This window comes from Deltaproteobacteria bacterium (assembly GCA_021159305.1).
GTDB lineage: Bacteria > Campylobacterota_A > Desulfurellia > JAGGSF01 > JAGGSF01 > JAGGSF01.
On the sequence record JAGGSB010000082.1, the window covers coordinates 1 to 19602 of the forward strand.

The 19602-nt window shown below is 37.1% G+C and carries 26 protein-coding genes; 8 read left to right on the forward strand and 18 right to left on the reverse strand.

What is annotated here, in order from left to right; translation table 11 throughout:
* A partial coding sequence (gene porA / locus J7J10_05040) for a pyruvate ferredoxin oxidoreductase (protein ID MCD6130297.1) occupies nucleotides 1–870 on the forward strand: 870 nt, incomplete at its 5' end.
* Nucleotides 871–1797: a pyruvate ferredoxin oxidoreductase gene (locus J7J10_05045; GenBank protein ID MCD6130298.1), complete on the forward strand. Its 927-nt coding sequence runs from the start codon at nucleotides 871–873 to the stop codon at nucleotides 1795–1797. It abuts the gene before it with no gap.
* Here the strand turns inward: J7J10_05045 and J7J10_05050 are convergent.
* From J7J10_05050 to J7J10_05060, 3 genes are read right to left on the reverse strand one after another with little or no spacing between them, the layout of a single operon-like run.
* Entirely contained in the window at nucleotides 1768–3009 is a 1242-nt protein-coding gene (locus J7J10_05050; GenBank protein ID MCD6130299.1) for a bifunctional folylpolyglutamate synthase/dihydrofolate synthase, read from the reverse strand. The genes J7J10_05045 and J7J10_05050 overlap by 30 nt on opposite strands.
* Nucleotides 2997–3338: a holo-ACP synthase gene (locus J7J10_05055; protein ID MCD6130300.1), complete on the reverse strand. Its 342-nt coding sequence runs from the start codon at nucleotides 3336–3338 to the stop codon at nucleotides 2997–2999. Before J7J10_05055 ends, J7J10_05050 begins: the two co-directional genes overlap by 13 nt.
* Nucleotides 3310–4041, reverse strand: coding sequence for a pyridoxine 5'-phosphate synthase (locus tag J7J10_05060; protein MCD6130301.1), 732 nt, complete (start codon nucleotides 4039–4041; stop codon nucleotides 3310–3312). The genes J7J10_05055 and J7J10_05060 overlap by 29 nt, the downstream gene beginning before the upstream one ends.
* A gap of 157 nt (nucleotides 4042–4198) precedes the next feature.
* On the opposite strand from J7J10_05060, the gene rpsT reads away from it, so the two are divergent.
* Entirely contained in the window at nucleotides 4199–4480 is a 282-nt protein-coding gene (rpsT, locus tag J7J10_05065; protein ID MCD6130302.1) for a 30S ribosomal protein S20, read from the forward strand.
* Here the strand turns inward: rpsT and polX are convergent.
* The 13 genes from polX to J7J10_05130 are packed head-to-tail and all read right to left on the reverse strand — an operon-like array spanning nucleotide 4443 to nucleotide 14970.
* Nucleotides 4443–6173 carry a DNA polymerase/3'-5' exonuclease PolX gene (gene polX / locus J7J10_05070; protein MCD6130303.1) on the reverse strand — a complete coding sequence of 577 codons (1731 nt, stop codon included), beginning with the start codon at nucleotides 6171–6173 and terminating at the stop codon, nucleotides 4443–4445. The genes rpsT and polX overlap by 38 nt on opposite strands.
* Complete coding sequence (locus J7J10_05075; GenBank protein MCD6130304.1) at nucleotides 6170–7324, reverse strand: CCA tRNA nucleotidyltransferase; 1155 nt, start codon at nucleotides 7322–7324, stop codon at nucleotides 6170–6172. Before J7J10_05075 ends, polX begins: the two co-directional genes overlap by 4 nt.
* Nucleotides 7324–7968 (reverse strand): HAD-IA family hydrolase, encoded by a 645-nt coding sequence (locus tag J7J10_05080; GenBank protein MCD6130305.1) that lies wholly within the window; start codon nucleotides 7966–7968, stop codon nucleotides 7324–7326. The genes J7J10_05075 and J7J10_05080 overlap by 1 nt, the downstream gene beginning before the upstream one ends.
* Entirely contained in the window at nucleotides 7965–9197 is a 1233-nt protein-coding gene (fabF, locus tag J7J10_05085) for a beta-ketoacyl-ACP synthase II (protein ID MCD6130306.1), read from the reverse strand. The genes J7J10_05080 and fabF overlap by 4 nt, the downstream gene beginning before the upstream one ends.
* Before the next feature lie 8 nt (nucleotides 9198–9205).
* A complete protein-coding gene (gene acpP / locus J7J10_05090; protein ID MCD6130307.1) occupies nucleotides 9206–9439 on the reverse strand; it encodes an acyl carrier protein in 234 nt (77 codons plus the stop codon).
* Between the two features lie 16 nt (nucleotides 9440–9455).
* Nucleotides 9456–10196: a 3-oxoacyl-[acyl-carrier-protein] reductase gene (gene fabG, locus J7J10_05095; GenBank protein MCD6130308.1), complete on the reverse strand. Its 741-nt coding sequence runs from the start codon at nucleotides 10194–10196 to the stop codon at nucleotides 9456–9458.
* Complete coding sequence (gene fabD, locus J7J10_05100) at nucleotides 10189–11112, reverse strand: ACP S-malonyltransferase (GenBank protein MCD6130309.1); 924 nt, start codon at nucleotides 11110–11112, stop codon at nucleotides 10189–10191. Before fabD ends, fabG begins: the two co-directional genes overlap by 8 nt.
* Before the next feature lie 14 nt (nucleotides 11113–11126).
* Nucleotides 11127–12068: an enoyl-[acyl-carrier-protein] reductase FabK gene (gene fabK, locus J7J10_05105; GenBank protein MCD6130310.1), complete on the reverse strand. Its 942-nt coding sequence runs from the start codon at nucleotides 12066–12068 to the stop codon at nucleotides 11127–11129.
* Between the two features lie 9 nt (nucleotides 12069–12077).
* The gene (locus J7J10_05110) at nucleotides 12078–13055 is read right to left on the reverse strand and encodes a ketoacyl-ACP synthase III (protein MCD6130311.1); all 978 of its coding nucleotides are present in this window, start codon (nucleotides 13053–13055) and stop codon (nucleotides 12078–12080) included.
* On the reverse strand, nucleotides 13043–14080 hold the full coding sequence (gene plsX, locus J7J10_05115) for a phosphate acyltransferase PlsX (GenBank protein ID MCD6130312.1): 1038 nt from the start codon (nucleotides 14078–14080) through the stop codon (nucleotides 13043–13045). Before plsX ends, J7J10_05110 begins: the two co-directional genes overlap by 13 nt.
* 1 nt (nucleotide 14081) lies before the next feature.
* A complete protein-coding gene (rpmF, locus tag J7J10_05120) occupies nucleotides 14082–14261 on the reverse strand; it encodes a 50S ribosomal protein L32 (GenBank protein ID MCD6130313.1) in 180 nt (59 codons plus the stop codon).
* 3 nt (nucleotides 14262–14264) lie between these two features.
* Nucleotides 14265–14678, reverse strand: coding sequence for a nucleoside-diphosphate kinase (ndk, locus tag J7J10_05125; GenBank protein ID MCD6130314.1), 414 nt, complete (start codon nucleotides 14676–14678; stop codon nucleotides 14265–14267).
* Complete coding sequence (locus tag J7J10_05130) at nucleotides 14653–14970, reverse strand: YggU family protein (GenBank protein ID MCD6130315.1); 318 nt, start codon at nucleotides 14968–14970, stop codon at nucleotides 14653–14655. The genes ndk and J7J10_05130 overlap by 26 nt, the downstream gene beginning before the upstream one ends.
* A gap of 99 nt (nucleotides 14971–15069) precedes the next feature.
* Here J7J10_05130 and J7J10_05135 point away from each other — a divergent pair, with 99 nt between their 5' ends.
* From J7J10_05135 to J7J10_05145, 3 genes are read left to right on the forward strand one after another with little or no spacing between them, the layout of a single operon-like run.
* Nucleotides 15070–15639, forward strand: a complete 570-nt coding sequence (locus J7J10_05135; GenBank protein ID MCD6130316.1) for a D-sedoheptulose 7-phosphate isomerase — start codon at nucleotides 15070–15072, stop codon at nucleotides 15637–15639.
* On the forward strand, nucleotides 15626–16096 hold the full coding sequence (rfaE2, locus tag J7J10_05140) for a D-glycero-beta-D-manno-heptose 1-phosphate adenylyltransferase (GenBank protein MCD6130317.1): 471 nt from the start codon (nucleotides 15626–15628) through the stop codon (nucleotides 16094–16096). The genes J7J10_05135 and rfaE2 overlap by 14 nt, the downstream gene beginning before the upstream one ends.
* On the forward strand, nucleotides 16093–16917 hold the full coding sequence (locus J7J10_05145; protein ID MCD6130318.1) for a tyrosine-type recombinase/integrase: 825 nt from the start codon (nucleotides 16093–16095) through the stop codon (nucleotides 16915–16917). The genes rfaE2 and J7J10_05145 overlap by 4 nt, the downstream gene beginning before the upstream one ends.
* Here J7J10_05145 and J7J10_05150 read toward each other — a convergent pair.
* Together J7J10_05150 and J7J10_05155 are read right to left on the reverse strand one after the other, a co-directional pair.
* Nucleotides 16877–17995, reverse strand: coding sequence for a glycosyltransferase family 4 protein (locus J7J10_05150; GenBank protein ID MCD6130319.1), 1119 nt, complete (start codon nucleotides 17993–17995; stop codon nucleotides 16877–16879). The genes J7J10_05145 and J7J10_05150 overlap by 41 nt on opposite strands.
* Complete coding sequence (locus J7J10_05155) at nucleotides 17992–18651, reverse strand: nitroreductase (GenBank protein ID MCD6130320.1); 660 nt, start codon at nucleotides 18649–18651, stop codon at nucleotides 17992–17994. Before J7J10_05155 ends, J7J10_05150 begins: the two co-directional genes overlap by 4 nt.
* Before the next feature lie 60 nt (nucleotides 18652–18711).
* Between J7J10_05155 and J7J10_05160 the strand changes: the two genes are divergently transcribed.
* Both J7J10_05160 and J7J10_05165 read left to right on the forward strand, forming a co-directional pair.
* Nucleotides 18712–19107: a pyridoxamine 5'-phosphate oxidase family protein gene (locus J7J10_05160; protein MCD6130321.1), complete on the forward strand. Its 396-nt coding sequence runs from the start codon at nucleotides 18712–18714 to the stop codon at nucleotides 19105–19107.
* 3 nt (nucleotides 19108–19110) lie between these two features.
* On the forward strand, nucleotides 19111–19332 hold the full coding sequence (locus J7J10_05165) for a hypothetical protein (GenBank protein MCD6130322.1): 222 nt from the start codon (nucleotides 19111–19113) through the stop codon (nucleotides 19330–19332).
* Nucleotides 19333–19602: the final 270 nt, after the last annotated feature.

The window sequence follows — 19602 nt, forward strand, 5'->3', positions numbered from 1 at the left end:
AGGGCATTGAATGCACCATTGAATATTCATGGAGACCATTCGGATGTTATGGGAGCAAGAGATGCAGGATGGATTCAATTGTTTTGCGAAGATTCGCAGGAAATTTATGATTCTACTATTCAAGCCATAAAAATTTCTGAGAACAAGGATGTTTTGACACCTGTGATGGTTATTATGGATGGCTTCAACACCTCTCATTCTGTGGAAATATGGGACATAGAAGAGGATGAAAAAGTTAAGGAATATATTGGAGAATATACGCCTAAATATCCGCTTTTAGATGTGTCCAGAAAACTTACATACGGTGCATGGGCTCCACCACCTGAGTACTTCGAACACAAGGTAAGCCAGCTCGCTGGCATGGTTCATGCAAAACCTGTTGTTAAAAAAATAGGTAAAGAATTTGGAAAGGTGTTCGGAAGAAGTTATGATTATTTTGAGTCTTATAAGTTAGATGATGCAGAATACGCTATCGTTATGATGGGTTCGGCAGCAGGTACTGCAAAGGATGTAGTGGATGTCTTGAGAGAAAATGGGATTAAAGCAGGGCTTTTGAAAATCAGGATGTTCAGGCCATTTCCTGCCGATGAGATAAAAGAAGCTTTGGGCAATGTAAAAGTAGTTGCCACTTTAGATAGGGTAATATCTGCCGGAGCTTATGGCTCTCCTTTATTTAACGAAGTTCGTTCTGCTCTATACGATGTTCCCAAAAGGCCTATTGTTGTAGATTATATATACGGATTGGGAGGAAGGGATACTCAACCGAAGCATTTTAAGGCAGTTTACGAAAGCCTACAAAGGATTGCTAAAACAGGTAAAATAGAAAAGGTGTTAGACTTCATAAACATAAGAGGAAAATGGGGGGAATAAATGGCTTTTTTAAATAATTTAGCGAAAAGAGAAGAGCGTTTTGCTCCAGGTCATAGGTTGTGTCCTGGTTGTGGACAGTCCATTATCGCTAGAGCGCTTTTAAATATAACGGATTATGAAATAGTAATTGCCAGTGCTACCGGTTGTTTGGAGGTATGTTCAGGACTCTTCCCATACACCACCTGGCGTGTTCCATGGATACACAGTGCTTTTGAGAATGCAGCTTCTACTATTGCCGGTGTGGAGGCAATGTATAGGGTGTGGAAGAGAAAGGGTAAAACGGACAAAGATATAAAATTTGTGGCTTTAGCCAGTGACGGAGGAACATACGATATAGGACTACAGGCTCTCTCAGGAGCTTTGGAAAGATGGCACGATTTTTTATACCTTTGTATAGATAACCAAGCTTATGAGAATACTGGTGTTCAAAGATCCAGCGCCTCTCCTTTTGGTGTAAATACTACGACAACACCTGTGGGAAAGGTAAAAAGGGGTAAAGAGCAAAAAAGAAAGGATATTATGTCTGTGGTTGAAGGTCACCATATTCCCTATGCTGCGCAAGCCTCTTTGCATGATTGGAGAGACTTAATGAACAAGATAAAGCGGGCCCTCGATACGGAAGGACCAACATATATAAATGTTATTCAACCTTGCTGTACAGGATGGGGATTCCCGCCGGAGATGACGATTGAAGTAGCAAAAATAGCGGTTGAAACATGCGCCTGGCCCATCTATGAGATAATAGATGGAAAAATAAAGATAAATTATAAACCGAAGAAAAAGTTGCCCATTGAAGAGTACTTTAAAATGCAGGGAAGATTTATACACATATTAAAGCCGCAGAATAAAGATCTTTTGCAGAAAGCACAGCAATTTACAGATGAACATTGGGAATGGTTACTGAAAAGAGAAGCGGCAGGACTTTAAGAGACAGGCCTTCGCTTGAGGAATGAGATATAACGAGCCGCAGATAACAATGAAGTCTCGTTCTAATAGAGTGTGAAGGAATGCTTCGTTTAATGAAGGGAATGTTTTGCAGTTTCCTTTGAACCGTAACTGTTGGACAGTATGACAAAGAATGTGTGTAGGTATTGCTCTCTCGTTGTTTATTTTTATTATCTTTACATCTGAGAAATGAGGGAGCAATATTTTCAACATTCCTTTTGTGTCTTTATCCTTTAGGGCGCTGAAAATCAGTGTTTTTTCCTGCTTATAGTTTTTTAAAAAGTCTGATAGCGCTATCGCGCTCTCTACATTATGGCATCCGTCTATTATTACCGTTTTCCTCTTGTTTTTTATTATCTCTATTCTGGCCGGCCAAAAACTCTTTTCTATAATTCCTTTTTTGATCGGGATATTCAGGTTTGATGCTATATGCATGGATAAAGAGGCGTTGTATATTTGATTTCTGCCCTTCATTGAAAGCTTTATATTTTTTATGTTTATATTTTCATTACTAAAGCTAAACTTATCTTTGTTTATTTTTATGTAATGTTGTTTTAGAGGATAAAACAGGCAGTTTTTTTGTTTTGCTCTTTCTTTTATTACCCCCAGAGCTTCTTTTTTCAAAAATCCTGTAAACACGGGAATTTTCTCATGGATAATGCCGGCTTTTTCATAGGCAATCTGAGAAATTTCGTTTCCTAAGAATTCTGTATGATCCTTTGATATAGTAACAATTACACTGAGGAGTGGCCGAACAACATTTACAGCATCAAATCTTCCTCCCAACCCTACTTCCATAATGGCAAAATCCACCTTTTCCTGTGCAAATACCAGATAAGCTAAGGCGGTGAGAAATTCAAAATAGGTGGGTTTTTCCGTTAAAGTTTCACATCTTTCAAATATCTCTTTGGCATAAGGATACAGATTTAAATAAGGCTTTTGATTGATCTTTATCCTTTCATTTACATGAAATATATGAGGAGAGGTAAATGTTCCTACTTTATATCCATTATCAACTAATATATCGGTGAGAAAATTGCATACCGAGCCCTTTCCATTTGTTCCCCCCACTAAAATCACATTTAGTTTTTGTTGTGGATTGCCAATTTTTCTTAGAAACTCTTTTATACGAGATAATCCTGGTTTTATGCAGTGAGGATTAAATACCTTTAGCAGATTTTCTAATCGTTCCATGTAAGAACTACCGCTGTTGCATACATATTGGTATGACTTAGAGAAACAATGGCTTTTTTATGTGGTATATCTATAGTAGGTTTTCCCGAAGAAAGAGAGATTATCTCTATACTTTTCCATGGCACTCTCTTCCCTATAGTTTTAAATGCCGCTTCTTTAGCGCAGAAGCGTACGGTAAGGGAGGGATAAGGGTTCTTCTTTTTATATGCATATTTTATCTCTCTCTCTGTAAATACCCTGTTTAAAAATCTCTCGCCGTATTTTTCTGTTAGTTCTTTTACTCTCTTTATCTCTTCTATATCAATACCGATGGATAATTCTGGCTTCATTGATCAATGTTTTCATATCTTTTACTGCATCTTTTAATCCTGTATATATCGAACGGCTAATGATGCTATGACCAATATGTAACTCCACTATCTCTCGTATGCTGGCTACGGGCTGAACATTAAGGTAGGTTAACCCATGTCCTGCATGCACCTCCAGTCCCATTTTTTCAGCAAGCGTGACACATCTTTTAATATTTTCTAATTCTCTTGTTTCTTCTTTTCCTCTTGCATTGGCATATCTGCCAGTATGTATTTCTATTCCATCCGCTCCTATATCTCTTGAAGCCTCAATTTGTTTCTCTTCGGGGTCTATAAATAGATTTACCTTTATGTCTTTTTCTTTTAGTTTTTTTATCACATTATGTATGATTTTTTTTGATTTTACCACATCTAATCCACCTTCCGTGGTTATCTCCTCTCTTCTTTCCGGCACCAGGGTTGCCTCATAAGGTTCAGCACTTAAAGCAAATTCTACGATATCTTCCAATATGCTCATCTCCAGATTCAGTGGCACCTTTATCGTTTCCTTTAAGAGTTTTATATCTCTTTCTTTTATATGTCTTCTGTCTTCTCTAAGGTGAACTGTTATACAATCTGCACCACCCAACTCTGCAAAAATGGCTGCCTGCACCGGATCGGGCTCTACAGTTTTTCTCATCTCTCTTATCGTCGCTATATGATCTAAGTTTACACCCAATTTCATTTCTTCCTCCAAAACTTCCTTGCATTATATAGCATAGATTGTGCTTATTGTGAAGTTTAAAACTTACTTACAAGTATCTTTGATGCTTGAAAGTAATTCTGGCACTTGACTTTCACATGCTTTACATGTTAAATTTGTAGAAAATTTGGGAGGTTATATGCCACAGCACAAATCAGCTGCAAAGCGAATGAGACAGAACAAAAAGAGATATTCCAGGAATAAGGCTTACCGCACTCGTTTAAAAAATGTAATCAAAACAGTGGAAGAGAAAATCAAAGGCAAAAACTTAGAAGAAGCACAAAAAGCGTTCCAGCAGGCGGAAAAAACCATTGGTCATATCACTTCTAAGGGAGTGATCCATAAGAATAGATCTGCCCGTCTTACATCCCGATTGGCAAGGTCTACCCGCAAGCTTTCTCCAGAAACATCGTCAGCTTAGGTAAAGGATAGGTATTTATAACATCTTTTGCCTCCACCCATCCTCTTTGTGCGGTGTAAATGCCGAATTTCATATAATCAAAGTTTTCTGGGTGATGTGTATCTGTAGCTATGGATAGTTTTATGCCTCTTCTTATTGCCTCTTTTACATAAATATCATTCAAATCCAATCTCATTATCTGGGCATTTATCTCCAAACATTTATTATGCTTCTTTGCCGTTTCAAATATTTTTTCCATATTTACCTTATAAGGTTCTCTCACCCCTATCATCCTTCCCGTGGGATGAACCAAGATATGCACATATCTGTTGGACAAGGCATCTACTATTCTTCCTGTAATTTTCGATTCATCTTGTTTGAATCCTGTATGTATGGCAACCAGTACTATATCTAAATCCTTCAAAACATCATCGGGATAATCCAGTGAACCATCATTTTTTATGTCTACTTCAGAACCAGAAAGAATATTTATCTTTCCCCTGAATTTTTGTCTTAACTTGTCTATCTCCTCCAGCTTATCATATAATCTCTCTATAGATAAACCATTGGCAATGCGAGAAGAGGGGGAATGATCTGTAATGGCAATATACTCATATTTTCTCCTTATTGCCTCCTGAACCACTTCTTCAATACTCAATACACCATCACTCCATTTAGAATGAACATGCAAATCACCTTTTATATCAGAAATTGAAACCAGTTTGGGTAATTTTTTTTCTGTTGCCTTCTCTATTTCACCTCTATCTTCTCGCAAAACAGGCGGTATCCATACCATATCCAATGCCTGGTATATGTCTTTTTCATCCTCGCCGCCAATTCTTTTTTCACCTCTAAATACACCATATTCATTTATTTTTATTTCTCTTTGCTTGGCTATTCTTCTTAAATGAACATTATGCGCTTTTGAACCTGTAAAATACTGCAGTGCGGCACCGTAGGATTTTTTCTCTATTACCCTTAAATCAACTTGTAAATTGTTCTCCAAGATTACACTGCCCTTGGTAGAACCCTTTGCCAAAATTATCTTTACCTCATCAAACCTTGTAAATGCATCAATTACCCTTGTTCCATTTTCTGCCACACACAAGATATCCAAATCTCCCACCGTTTCCTTTCTGCGACGGGAAGAACCTGCCAATTCTACTTGAGAGGTGGTAGGCAATTTTCTCACTTTTTCACAAAGATTTTCTGCAATAGGCAAAGCTACACCTAATAAAAAACGCTTCAGTCCCTGTTCATAAAGCTCAATGCCCTGACGCAGGTTTTCCAAACTCTTTTTTCTCAATCCTACCTCAGGCAACTCTTCTTTATCCTTAATAAGTTCCTTTAGATCCTGTAAATTTCCTATATTGTAAGCATTATATAATTTTCTTAATGTTTTGGGACCCAATCCCTGAATATTAGAAAGATCTATTAGCTCTTCCGACACTTCCTGTTTTAATTGTTCATACAATACTATCTTTCCTTTTTTTATGTACTCCTCAATGTATGTTGCCAAATCCTTTCCCACTCCAGCTATTTCTGTCAATCTTTCTTCTTCCATTATCTTGGAAAGTGGGGAGGTGAGTTCTCTGATACTACGAGCCGCTTTTCTGTAGGCTACAACTCTGAATATATTTTCTCCTTTAAATTCTAAGATATTTGCTATTCTCTCAAATATATTGGAAATCTCCGTATTTACATTGTTTTTCATGTTATAAGTCTCAGGCAATCATTTCTATTTAGGTTTTCGTCTACAATCTTTCTCCTTAAAGAACGCAGGTTTTCACCTCTTTTCTCTGGTTTTATATTTATCAAATCCCAACCATTTATCACTTTTATCTTCTCTTCCCATCTTTTATAATTTAAAAACATTCCTTTTACAAACTGTTCAAATGATTCCTTCTCTATGTTATTCTGTGATAAAATATAGGCAGCAGAAAAAATGGACAAAGGCAAACAATTTTCTCCAAAATCAACGATTAGTTTGCCTAAACTTTCCTCTTTCTTCCATACTTTATAAGGAAGAAGTTTGTTTTCGGACCACAGCTTTGCCCATTTCCCTACCTTTTTCCCCCAACCATAAAAATCGCTCCATCTTTTGGCATCTTCCCCTAAGAAAGCAGCAACTTTTAAAGAAAGTAACAAAGGAGGTTCAAAGGAGATATTGCTTTTCTTAATCGTTTCATCCAGTGAAATGTAAAAAGTTAAATTTCTATTTGTATGGGGAAAAAGTTTTTCCATCAAACCAACTCTCTCCATCAAAGGAAAATAAGTAAAAGAGGATGGAAGAAACAACAGTTTTTTTAGCTCTTCTCCTATTCTCTCTGTGGAAACAGATGTTAAAAATCTTATCGCCTTTTCACACTCATCTAATGTTTCTCTATCAATAGTTAAAAAAAATTCTGTAGAAAGGCGGAACAGTCTTAAGATCCTCAACGGATCATCCATAAAAGCCTGTTTATAACACATTCTCAATCTCTTATCCTCTATATCTCTTCTTCCATCCAGAGGATCTACAAATCTTTTTTCTTCTACATCATAAGCAATAGCGTTTATTGTAAAATCTCTTTTCTTTAAATCTTCTTTTATATTTTCAGCTCTCATTTCACAAACATCTATCTCTGCTCTCTCTGGCCACGCCTTGTATGTTTTTACATCTCCTCTCTCATAATAAACAAATTTTACACCCTTCTTAAGAAAAAAAGCTCTTATATCCATATTCTTAGAGACTACCACATCACAGTCCTCTGAACTTTTGCCTAACAAATAGTCCCTTACCATTCCTCCTACTAAGTAGAGCTTCGCTTCTCTTTTCTTCAGCCATGCTATGAATTCAGAAAGAAAGGGCGATTTTAGATACATTAAATAATTGTCAATAGTTGACGGGGATTATGAATAACAAAATGCGGTTTAAATTGGAGTAATACTTCTTTAGATCTAAAACCATAGGTAACGCAAGTAGAAACTGCTCCTGCCTCTTTAGCAGCTATAATATCATTTTCGCTGTCTCCCACTAACATGCTATTTTTTGCCTCCATCCCGAGAGATTTGCAAACATTTGAAATAATCGATGGATCCGGCTTTTTAACGCCGAATGTATCACACCCGCAAACAAAACCGAAAAAATAAAGAAGATCAAGACTCTTTAAAAGTTTGTGTGCAAATTTTTCTAGCTTATTGCTCACTACCGCTAAAACACAATTCTCATCTTTATTTAAAGTGCCCAACACCTGCTTCACTCCCTCAAAAGGTTTTGTATGTTCATCTATATGTTCATAGTAAAATTCAAGAAATGAAGGAAGAAACAGTGGATATATTTCCTCTTTCCCTTCATTTTTTAGCACTTTCTTTATAAAATTTTGCACACCATTACCCACAAACTGAAAGATCTTCTCCTCTTTCTCTTCTGGCAAATCAAATTTCTTCAAGGTTGCATTTACAGCTCTGGCGATATCTTTGCGAGAATCTACAAGTGTTCCGTCCAAATCAAACAACACTGCTTTCATAGCTTCCTAAATGCCAAAACAGCGTTTGTTCCTCCAAATCCAAAAGAATTACTTATAGCTACATTTATTTCCTTTTCTTGAGCTATATTTGGTACATAATTCAGGTCGCATTCTGGATCTGGATGCTCCAAATTTATAGTAGGTGGGATTATACCTTCTTTTACAGTTAGGGCGGTAAACACTGCTTCCACTCCACCTGCTGCACCCAAAGAATGCCCAATTTCCGACTTATTGGAGTTTATACAGAGTTTGTATGCATGTTCCTTGAATAATTTTTTTATAGCTCTTGTTTCCACAATATCATTATAATGGGTAGATGTCCCATGGGCATTGATATAATCTACATCTTCCAAATTGCAATGTGCGTCTTTTAGTGCATTTTCCATTGCCAAAATCGCTCCTGCTCCATCCGGATCGGGTGTTGTTATATGATATGCATCACAAGACATACCAAAACCACATAATTCTGCATATATCTCTGCTCCCCGCCTTTTAGCATGTTCATATTCCTCCAGAACAACCACCCCCGCTCCTTCACTTACAATAAAGCCATCTCTGTCTTTGTCAAATGGACGAGATGCCGCCTCCGGTTCATCATTTCGAGTAGAAAGTGCCTTCATAGATGAAAATCCACCTATAGCCATAGGACAAATGGTAGATTCTGTTCCACCTGCAATCATTATATCTGCATCACCATACTGAATAGCCCTCATTGCCAGGCCTATAGAATGAGCACCGGTAGCGCATGCCGTTACATCACTAAAATTCGGACCTTTAAACCCATACATTATAGCAATATCACAGGATGCCATGTTAATTACAGTCAAGGGGATAAAAAAAGGTGAGATAAACTTTTCTCCTTTCTTCAGGTATATCTCTGTATATTTCTCTATAGTTGGTAATCCTCCTATACCTGAACCTACACTAGCTCCAATCTTTGTCTCATCTTCCTCCTTTAGGTCTATCCCTGCATCATCCAGTGCTTCTTTCGTTGCCGCAATTGCATATAAAGAGAATAAATCGTATTTTTTAACATCCTTTTTAGAGATATATTTGTGTGGATTGAAGCCTTTCACTTCACCCGCAATACGCACCCTAAAGCTAGAGGCATCAAATTTTGTGATATGGCTTATGCCCGATTTACCCTTTACTATATTTTCAAAACTCTCCTTTGCCGTGAGCCCGAGCGGCGTTACCGCCCCTAAACCTGTAATAACAAGTCTTCTCATATACTCCTCTAAGAAGTATGAGATTCAATGTAGTCAATAACATCTTGAACTGTAGACATTTTTTCTGCATCACTGTCAGAAATCTCAATACCAAACTTCTCCTCCATTGCCATGATAAGCTCCACCGTATCCAGGGAATCTGCTCCCAGGTCATCAATAAATTTTGCCTCTGGCTTTACCTCGTCTTCTTCTACTCCCAACTGTTCCACGATAATCTTCTTTACATCCTCTGCTACAGACATACTTCCCTCCTTAATTTTATATATATAGTCCGCCACTTACATTTATCACAGTTCCTGTAATATAACTTGCCTCTTCACTTAATAAAAACGCTACTGCGTTGGCTATATCCTCTGGCTTTCCTAACCTACTTAAAGGAATATTTTCTATTAATTTTTCTCTATCTTTCGCAGGTATCTTTTTCGTCATAATCGTTTCAATAAATCCCGGAGCAACGGCATTCGCTCTAATATTTTTTGACGCCAATTCCTTTGCCAGGCTTTTTGTAAAACCAACAATACCCGCCTTTGATGCGGCGTAATTGCACTGACCGGCATTCCCAGAAAGTCCCACAATAGAAGCTATACTAACAATAACGCCAAATTTCTGCTTTATCATACCCCTCACTACCTGCTTCGTGCAATTAAAAGCACCGATTAGATTTACATCTATTACTTTTTTAAAACTCTCAGGTTTCATTCTTAAAATTAGGTTGTCGTCTACAATACCGGCGTTGTTTACCAAATAATCTACATTCCCCCACTTTTCCACTATCTTAGCAAAGCCTTCTTCTGTCTCCTTATAATTGGAAATATCAAACATCATTATATCGCATATTCCGCCGGACTTCTCAACTTCTTCTTTTACCCTTTCCGCTTGTTCCTCGTTGTAAACATCATTTATGACGACTTTTACTCCACTTTTAGCAAGTTTTTCTGCACAAACTCTTCCTATTCCACGAAAAGCACCTGTAATTACTGCCAATTTTCCTTTATACATCTTTTTCTCCAAACCTTTTTAATGTTATTATATCTATACAATAACAAGTCCTCAACTCTTTGTACATTTTTCTTGAAAGATTGTACAATACATTTTTTGGTCCACATTCCACAAATTCTGAACAACCCAGATCCCTTGCCTTCTGTACATTATCTCGCCATCTCACGGGATTTGTCATCTGTTCAATCAACATCTCTCTTGCCTCGTCCCCTCCATAAACAACAGAAGAGGCTACATTTTCTATTACGGCCTTTTCCGTTTTTTTAAATGAAATATCTCTTAGAACATCTGCCAATTTCTCCTTTGCATTTCCCATTAGTTTACTATGAAAGGGAGCACTTACGCCCAATGGTATAACTCTGCCCCATCCTTTTTCTTTTATTATTTCCCTTGCTCTTTTCAATCCTGGTGTAAGACCGGACAAAATAATTTGAGTATCCGAATTATAATTAGCAATGCAAACATAGAATTTTTCATCTTTTGAGATAGTTTTACATAAATTTTCTATCTCCTTTTCCTTATCTGTGATTACAGCCATCATGCCACCTTCACCTAAGGGCACCGCTTCTTGCATGAATTTACCCCTCATATGCACTGCCCACACCGCATCTAAAAAACTCACGGCTCCTGTTGCCACCAATGCAGTATATTCACCCAAACTATGTCCTCCGCATATATCAAAATCAAATCTATACTCTCTCTGAAGAAGAGAATATATAATATAAGAATGAACCAAAATAGCAGGTTGAGCAAAAGCAGTTTGAGTTAATTTTTCCTCCGGTCCTTCAAAGGTTAATTTTCTTAAATCAAAATGTAATGCTTCGTTTGCCTCTTCATATATTCTCTTTGATAGAGGAAACTCATCATAAACATCTTTTCCCATTCCTACAAACTGGGAACCTTGACCTGTAAACATGAGAAAACGCATTCTCACCTCGCAAGGTTATTTAAGCTTTGTGAAACTATCTTTGCTTCTTCTATAATATCTTTAATAATCTTTTCTACCGGCTTTATATCCTTTATCAAACCACATATCTGTCCAGCCATTACCGAGCCACCTGTCACATCTCCTTCACGAGCAGCCGCATACAGCTTTCCGGAACCTAATTCCTCTAATTCTTCAATAGAAACGCCTCGTTTTTCCTTCAGGGCAAATTCTCGAGCTAATTTATTCTTAACTATCCTTGCCGGATGGCCGGTACTCAAACCTGTAACTACAGTATCTCTGTCTCTTGCCTTGAGGAGTGCCTGCTTGTAATTGGGATGAACGGTGCATTCTTCAGAAAGAATAAATCTTGTTCCCATCTGTATACCCTCTGCCCCTAAAGCCAATGCAGCTAAAAATCCTCTTCCATCGGCAATACCGCCAGCGGCAATGACAGGTATATCCACAGCATCTACTATTTGAGGAATAAGAGCCATGGTGCTAATTTCACCGATATGTCCTCCTGATTCCAACCCTTCGGCCACTACCGCATCCGCACCTGTCTGTTGCATGCGCTTAGCTAACGCTACCGATGCAACAACAGGAATTACCTTCGCCACTGTCTTTAATTTATCCATATATTTACCAGGACTGCCGGCACCAGTAGTCACTACCTTTACTTTATATTCTACAACCAAATCAACAATCTTATCCGCAAAAGGAGATAAAAGCATGATATTCACACCAAAGGATCTGTCCGTCAAAGATATTGCCTTTTCTATTTCTTTTTCCACTACTTCTGGAGGTGCGTGTCCCGCGCCAATAATACCTAACCCACCCGCATTGGAAACGGCAGCAGTAAGAATACCATCAGCAACCCAAGCCATTCCACCCTGTATAACAGGATAATCAACATCTAAAAGACTACAAACTCGCGTTTTAAACATTCTTTCCTCCTACCATCTGATAACAGAAGCGGCCCATGTAAGACTGGCACCAAAACTGTTTAAAAGAACAATATTCCCTTTTTTGAGTAATCCTTTTTTCCTTATGAAACCTAATGTCAAGGGAATTGTTGCCCCTGATGTATTTCCATATATATCAAGTGTTATGGGCACTTTTTCTTGAGGCACCTTCGCAAACCGAGCAAAACTCTGTAATATACGCAGATTTGCTTGATGACAGACAACAAAATCTACATCATCAAGTGTCATTCTTGCTTTTTCTAATGCCTCCTTACTGGCAGAAACAAGATGCTTCACTGCCATTTTAAATGTTTCTTGACCTCTCATTTTTATAAAACATTCTCTATCCTTTAATACCTGCTGTGAGCAGGGATTCTTTGATCCCCCCCCGGGGATAACCATTAAGTCCGCATAATCTCCATTGGCATGAAGAACAGAACCCAAAATCCCCCTCTCCGTATCTGTTGCTTGCAGCACCACTGCCCCTGCACCATCACCAAACAGAACACAGGTTGTTCTATCCTGCCAATCGGTAAATCTACTCAAGGTTTCCGCTCCAATAACCAGACAATTTTTAACCATGCCAGCAGATATAAATGCATTTGCACAGGATAATGCATAGATAAAACCAGAGCAAGCAGCGTTTATATCAAAGGCAAATACATCCTTTTTGAGCCCTAGTTTACGCTGCACATGCAACGCAGTAGATGGCATGAGTGTATCGGGGGTAATAGTAGCTACAATAACTGCACCTATATCCTCGGGAGAAATGCCTGCCTCCGCTAAGGCCTCCTTTGATGCTTCTACAGCCAAATCAGATGTGCATTCATCTCCCACAATGTGTCTTTCCCTTACTCCCGTTCGCTGAACAATCCACTCATCTGATGTATTCACCATCTTTTCCAGGTCTTTGTTGGTAAGCACTTTCTTTGGCACATACATACCAACGCCCGTTATCATGCCATGCATTTCATCTCCTCATTGCTTAAGATCATACATTTCTCTATTGCCCTTTCTATTGCCCCATTTAATTTAGTTTGAGCGTGAAATGCCGCTCTCATAACAGCATTTGCTATCGCCCGTTCATTAGACCTGCCATGAGCGATAATTCCCGCTCCTTTTACGCCCAGCAGTGGTGCACCACCAAATTCTGCATAATCTATCCTTTTGCGTAATACCCTAAATGCCGGTTTGGCAAACAGGTAACCTAACTTATACCAGAAACTCTTTTTGATTTCTATCCTCAAAAAATTTACTACAACTTCTGGGATGGATTCACTCACCTTTAAAATTACATTACCCAAAAATCCATCACATACCACAACATCCGCTTTTCCAGTAAATATATCATTTCCCTCTATATTTCCTATAAAGCTTATAAAATTCCTTTTTATAAGGTTGTGTGCCTCTTTTGTAACGGTATCTCCTTTATTCGACTCAGCTCCGTTACTTACCAAGCCTATTCGCGGATTCTTTACTCCTAACACTACTTTCTTATAAACATAGCCCATGATGGCAAATTGCAGGAGATGAACCGCACGACAATCAACATTCACCCCAGCATCGATAAGCAAAATATTTCCATTCAAGGACGGCAGAATCATGCTCAAAGCTGGCCTTAAAACACCCTTTAATTTTCCCAAATAAGCAATAGCTGCTGTCATAACCGCACCAGAATTACCCGCGGAAACAAATGCATCACACTCTTCGTCTCTCACTAACTCTATGCATCTTACAATAGACGAATCCTTCTTTTCTCTAAACACAACGGTAGGTTTATCATACATTTGCACCACACTCTGCGCAGGCTCAATCCTCACCCGCTTATGATCATACAGCATTTTATCCAATATTCCTTTTATTTGCTCAACATTACCCACCAGAACAATGTTTATGTTCTCTTCGCGCTGTACCGCCTCCACCGCTCCCTTTACCACTTTAAGTGGGGCATAGTCGCCACCCATTGCATCTACTGCAATGGTGAAGTCTTGCATATCATTCCTCTACTTTTATGACCTCATTTTCGCCATAATAGCCACAAGAAGGACACACACGATGAGCAAGCTTGGGTTCATGACAATTCGGACATAAAGAGATTGCCGGGCTTTCTGCCTTTTTATGCAAAGCCCTCTTTTTACTTCTCGAATGAGAAGCTTTTCTTTTAGGCATAGCCATATTTCACCTCACCAATTCTAAATCGCTAAAGAAATAATTCACTTCAAAATTTGCCGCTTCTTCTGAATCAGAACCATGAATAGCATTTTCCTCAATATTTGTGCCAAATTTCTTTCTTATTGTACCTTCCTCTGCATTCTTTGGATCTGTCGCACCCATAAATCGGCGAAATTTCTCAATTATGTTATCTCCTTCCAAAACCATAGCTACCACCGGACCGGATGACATAAAATCCGTCAAACTATTGTAAAATGTTTTATTATTATGCACGATATAAAAACGTTTTGCTTCTTCTTTACTTAACTTTAACATTTTTATTCCTGTTATATGAAATCTCTTTTCTATACAGGAGATAATTGCACCTGTCAAATTTAATCTCACACAATCGGGCTTAATGATGGCCAATGTTCTTTGCACTCTTTTCCTCCAAATATCTTTTTATTTCTTCCTCTTTCAATCCTCGAATCTCAACAGATTTCCTCTTACCTCTTTTCCCAGAAACTATCAATACATCCGACACAGGAATATGTAACACTTTACTCAAAAAAACAAGCAATCCCTTGTTCGCTTTCCCTTCCACTGGCGGTGCAGCTATTTTCACCTTCAGCCTTCCGTCAAAAGAACCCACAATTTCACTCTTTCCAGCACCTGCCTTTACATACACCAATATTATGACACTTTCCTTTTTCTTTTTTAAATAACAATCCATTGATTTGTTAAACTACCACAGAACACCTACTTTCGTCAACAAAGTATCACCATTTTTTATTTAATTGTTGCTATAAAAAAAATTTTTTATATATTAAAAGTGATGAATATATTTACTGAAGAATTAGAAGAACACAAAAAAACAATAGAGAAAATTTATTATTTAAATGAAATAATTATAAAAGTTTCTGAAGAGATAACAAAGGCAATAAAAAGAGGAAACAAAATACTAATATTTGGAAATGGTGGTAGTGCGTCGGATGCACAGCATATGGCAGGAGAGCTAATCAACAGATTCTTAAAAGAAAGAGAACCATATCCGGCTATTGCTCTGACCACAGATACATCCGTTCTCACCAGTATCGCCAACGATTACTCCTTCAAATATGTTTTCTCCAAGCAGGTTAAGGCACTGGCAAAAGAAAAGGACATCGTCATAGGTATTACCACCTCAGGATATTCAAAAAATGTAATAGAGGGATTAAAAGAAGCAAGAAGAAAGGATTGTATAACCATTGGTTTTTTGGGGAAGGATGGCGGAGAAGCAAAAAAATTTTGCCACTATCCTGTTGTTGTTCCTATCTCATCTACTCCGCGCATTCAAGAGATGCACATCTTTATTATTCACACTGTATGCAAGATAGTAGAGGAAACAGTTGATAATAGATAGACAAAAACTTCTATCTTTAATACAGAAACTAAAAACAGAAGGCAAAAGAATTATATTTACAAATGGCTGTTTTGATATCCTGCACTCCGGCCATGCTTATTATTTAAAAAAAACAAAGGAGTTAGGGGATATTCTCATTATAGGAATAAACAGTGACGAATCCGTAAAAAAAATAAAACAACAAAATAGACCAATCAATAAACTTTTAGACAGGATGATAGTTTTAAACAGTATTAAATATGTAGATTATGTTGTCCCATTCAACGAGGAAACACCAGAAAATCTAATAAAAATAATAAAACCAGATGTTCTAACCAAAGGTGGGGACTGGAACAAAAAAGATGTAGTAGGCTCGGATTTTGTAAAATCTTATGGAGGCAGAACTGTTATTATCCCTTACATAAAAGGTAAATCTACAACAAATACTATTAAAAAAATACGAGACTTGTTTTCATGAAAGATTTTGGCAACTACTTAAATTTTTCTTTAGGTTATTCAAATCATACAAAAAGGGCTTACTTGGGTGATGTAAAACAGTTCTTTCTAATCTGCAAAAAAGAGGCAGACAAGATTAAAGAAAACGATATTGAAAAGTTTATCTTCTACCTATATAACAAAAATATATCCATGTCCACCATTTTAAGAAAACTTTCTGCCTTAAGCACTTTTTATCGCTTTCTTATTGAAACCGACAAAGTGCAGGAAAATCCATTTCGGTTAATCAATCGTCCCAAAAAGGAACAAAATCTGCCATCCTTTTTGTCTGTGGATGAGGTTTTTTTACTCATTGATAGAATAAAAAATGGGAGAGATAAAACAATCATTGAATTGCTCTACTCCTGCGGTTTGAGAGCATCGGAACTTACCTCTCTAAATAAAAAAGACATACAGGAAAATACAGTAAGGGTAAAAGGCAAAGGAGGAAAAGAACGCATCATTCCTTTGGTAGACAGAGCAGAAAGAACATTAAACAATTATCTAAGAAAAATAGAAGTTAAGGAAGCATTGTTTACCAACAGACAGGGAAAAAGACTAACTACACGAAGCATACAAAACATAATAAAGAAATATGGACTGTCCGTTCTATTTAAAAATATTTCCCCTCATACATTAAGACACTCTATCGCCACTCACCTTTTAAACAGTGGTGTAGATATAAGAACCATCCAGGAATTTTTAGGACACGCGTCTTTAAAATCAACGGAAAGGTACACCCACCTTAACTTAAGAGAGTTAATCAATGAATACGAGAAAGCACATCCTCTATGTGAAAAGTAGTATTTAAATGACTGACAAATTCTCTCCCTCTTTTTCCCATCTCATCTAATTTTTCCTGGGGTAGATAAAAGTAATGTAACAACAACTGAGCCATTTTTTCTACATCAGTGGGATTATCAATAACATCTCCGCAAATAGCATCTTCAATAAGATTTGCATATCCGGCAAACCTGCTGACAGCGCAGGGAAGAGATGATGCCATCGCCTCCAATATTACATTACCCGATGCATCATACAATGTAGGGTAAAAGAATACATCTCCCATTCTATATACATTCTCTATATCCTTTCTCTTACCCAGAATGTCTATGTTTTTTAGATTACATTTTTTTATTTTCTTTAAAAAGTAATCTTCGTCGCCGGAACCTGCAACAACAAGCCTGGCATTTTTCAAAAAATCTTCATCTCTATCAGATGCAGTCTTAAATGCGTCTATTAAATAATCCAAACCTTTTAGAAGATGGTTTGTAGAGACAAAAACAAATGTAAATTTATGATTATCTTTAAGACGAGGAGAAAACCTCTTTATATCCACAGGATTATAAACGAGGTGTATTCTCTTTCCATCTACATGAAAATAGTTTATCATATCTTCTTTTACCATGCTGGAGGGAACAATAAATATCGTTTTTTTATTTTTAAATGTTAGGTGTTCAACAAATAGAGAAAACCAATGATATAGGGAGAAAAAACGTTTTAACCTGTAAAAGAATCTTGTATATCTATTTCTCCATCTCAAAAGGGATTGTTTCACATACTTTTTGTGTATACCACCCCCTGCTCTGTAAACATTTTGACCAAATACTTTACCAAATCCTATAGTAGGAATATTTTTACCTTGTAATCTTCTGGTAACAACATAAGAAGAAAGAGCAAAAGAAAGCATCTTAAGCCAGGACGGATATGGAATATAAAACAGACGATGAACAGGAAATGGTGTGTATGTTTCTTTTTTCTGGCAGAAAAAAACAGGAGAAAATCCTTTTTGTTTCAAATTTTGAGCAAATTTCAGCAAAAACCTTTCCTGACCGCCATAAGAAGAAACCTTCTTATAAAAGAGGGCAATAGTCTTATTCATAAAATCTTTGCAAATTTTTCCAGTGATTCCCTCAATGGACGATATCTATTTATATCTGCTTTTTCATCCGGATATCCCATGGCAATGCCAAATAAAATAATCTTATTTTCAGACAAACCAAGAAATTCCCTTATTACCTGGGGGTAGAGGGCAATTGTTCCCTGGCAGCAAGTGCCCAAACCAAATTCTAAAGCAGCAAGCATAATACTTTGAGCAAACATTCCTATATCAATAAACTGATCACAGCCCAACCCTTTTTCCATAAACAATATAAGCTCTACAGGGGCATGGAAAAAATAGTAATTCTCTAATATATGTTGCTTTACAGCTTTTTTATCTCTTATGTCTATTTTTTTATGTTTGAATATTCCCTCATCACAGGCATCCCTTCTCTTCTGCAAAAATGGGGGAAAAGAAGAGACCTCAAAGTAATCAAATTTTCTCTCTTTTTTTTGTTCTATCGCCTCCAGAAGTTTTCGGGAAAGTTCATTTTTCTTTTTACCCATCAAAACGGCAACCTCCCAGGGTTGTGTATTGTGACCAGAAGGAGACCAGCGAGCGGTAAGTAAAATCTTTTCCAATATCTGTTTAGATATAGGTTTTTCTTTAAATGCACGAATAGATCTTCTGTTTTCAATAGCCTCTAAAATATCCACTTTTCACCTCCTTATCTTTAGTCTATACTATAATATAATAAATTTAAAAGGAGAAAAAAGATGAAAATTTCAGATGAGGCAAGAAAAATAGTAGAAGGTGCAAAAGTATGGGCAGTAGCCACAGCAAATAAAAATGGTTTACCCAATGTTGTCCCTATAGCTTATGCCAAAATATTGTCAGAAAACCAGATATTATTGATGGATATCTTCATGGAAAAAACTCGAAAAAACATAGAAGAAAATCCAAATATTGCTCTCTGCGCCTGGAACTCTGAATCAAAAGGTTATCAATTTAAAGGCAAGGCACAGGTGATAACATCCGGAAAGCTCTTTGATGAAGGTGTTAAGTGGGTAAAATCTAAAGAAGACCTTTCTCCTAAAGCTGCAATTGTTGTGAATGTAGAAACAGTTTATATAATAACCCCCGGGTCTGATGCTGGAAAGGAGGTAAAATAATCTATGGATGAATTAGAGATGCAAAAACTACTTGAGGAATTGGATGAAGAAGAGAAGGAAGAACAGGAAAAACTATTGAAGGAAATTGAAGATATGAAACTTAGCGAGGAAGAAAAGAAATTCTTTGATCAACTCATAGCTACGGAAACAGACAAATTACAGGCGATAAAAAATGCTGTAGAAATAATAAAGAATAGAAGGGCTTGCGGAGATAAGAGGTTTTAAAATCTGAGCAACCGGGTCTATCATCATATTTTAGACGATAGACCCCAAAATACCTCGCACAGGCATTCCATCACCTTAAAAGCTTTTCCCCATAATTTTTTCTTTATATTCCTTTTTATTCTGCTTTTCGCTTTATAATACTTTTTACATTATCAATATGGTTTCTATGTGTTTTTAATGTTCTAGGCAACCTACCTGTCTCTATTATATTTACAGCTTTTTCAACATTTTCTTAACATTTAACTTTTGTCCCCTCTTCAACACTTCCTC

Excerpts from the sequence above, each read along its gene's own strand:
- J7J10_05165 (MCD6130322.1), top strand. The coding sequence starts at position 19,111 with ATGGATGAATTAGAGATGCAAAAACTACTTGAGGAATTGGATGAAGAA.
- rpmF (MCD6130313.1), bottom strand. The coding sequence starts at position 14,261 with ATGGCTATGCCTAAAAGAAAAGCTTCTCATTCGAGAAGTAAAAAGAGG.
- fabD (MCD6130309.1), bottom strand. The coding sequence starts at position 11,112 with ATGTTTACAGGTCAAGGTTCCCAGTTTGTAGGAATGGGAAAAGATGTT.
- fabF (MCD6130306.1), bottom strand. The coding sequence starts at position 9,197 with ATGAGAAGACTTGTTATTACAGGTTTAGGGGCGGTAACGCCGCTCGGG.
- J7J10_05160 (MCD6130321.1), top strand. The coding sequence starts at position 18,712 with ATGAAAATTTCAGATGAGGCAAGAAAAATAGTAGAAGGTGCAAAAGTA.
- fabG (MCD6130308.1), bottom strand. The coding sequence starts at position 10,196 with ATGTATAAAGGAAAATTGGCAGTAATTACAGGTGCTTTTCGTGGAATA.
- J7J10_05110 (MCD6130311.1), bottom strand. The coding sequence starts at position 13,055 with ATGCATGGCATGATAACGGGCGTTGGTATGTATGTGCCAAAGAAAGTG.
- J7J10_05080 (MCD6130305.1), bottom strand. The coding sequence starts at position 7,968 with ATGAAAGCAGTGTTGTTTGATTTGGACGGAACACTTGTAGATTCTCGC.
- J7J10_05145 (MCD6130318.1), top strand. The coding sequence starts at position 16,093 with ATGAAAGATTTTGGCAACTACTTAAATTTTTCTTTAGGTTATTCAAAT.
- polX (MCD6130303.1), bottom strand. The coding sequence starts at position 6,173 with ATGAAAAACAATGTAAATACGGAGATTTCCAATATATTTGAGAGAATA.
- J7J10_05075 (MCD6130304.1), bottom strand. The coding sequence starts at position 7,324 with ATGTATCTAAAATCGCCCTTTCTTTCTGAATTCATAGCATGGCTGAAG.
- J7J10_05055 (MCD6130300.1), bottom strand. The coding sequence starts at position 3,338 with ATGAAGCCAGAATTATCCATCGGTATTGATATAGAAGAGATAAAGAGA.
- J7J10_05045 (MCD6130298.1), top strand. The coding sequence starts at position 871 with ATGGCTTTTTTAAATAATTTAGCGAAAAGAGAAGAGCGTTTTGCTCCA.
- plsX (MCD6130312.1), bottom strand. The coding sequence starts at position 14,080 with ATGCAAGACTTCACCATTGCAGTAGATGCAATGGGTGGCGACTATGCC.
- rpsT (MCD6130302.1), top strand. The coding sequence starts at position 4,199 with ATGCCACAGCACAAATCAGCTGCAAAGCGAATGAGACAGAACAAAAAG.
- J7J10_05050 (MCD6130299.1), bottom strand. The coding sequence starts at position 3,009 with ATGGAACGATTAGAAAATCTGCTAAAGGTATTTAATCCTCACTGCATA.
- acpP (MCD6130307.1), bottom strand. The coding sequence starts at position 9,439 with ATGTCTGTAGCAGAGGATGTAAAGAAGATTATCGTGGAACAGTTGGGA.
- J7J10_05060 (MCD6130301.1), bottom strand. The coding sequence starts at position 4,041 with ATGAAATTGGGTGTAAACTTAGATCATATAGCGACGATAAGAGAGATG.
- J7J10_05150 (MCD6130319.1), bottom strand. The coding sequence starts at position 17,995 with ATGAATAAGACTATTGCCCTCTTTTATAAGAAGGTTTCTTCTTATGGC.
- fabK (MCD6130310.1), bottom strand. The coding sequence starts at position 12,068 with ATGTTTAAAACGCGAGTTTGTAGTCTTTTAGATGTTGATTATCCTGTT.
- J7J10_05130 (MCD6130315.1), bottom strand. The coding sequence starts at position 14,970 with ATGGATTGTTATTTAAAAAAGAAAAAGGAAAGTGTCATAATATTGGTG.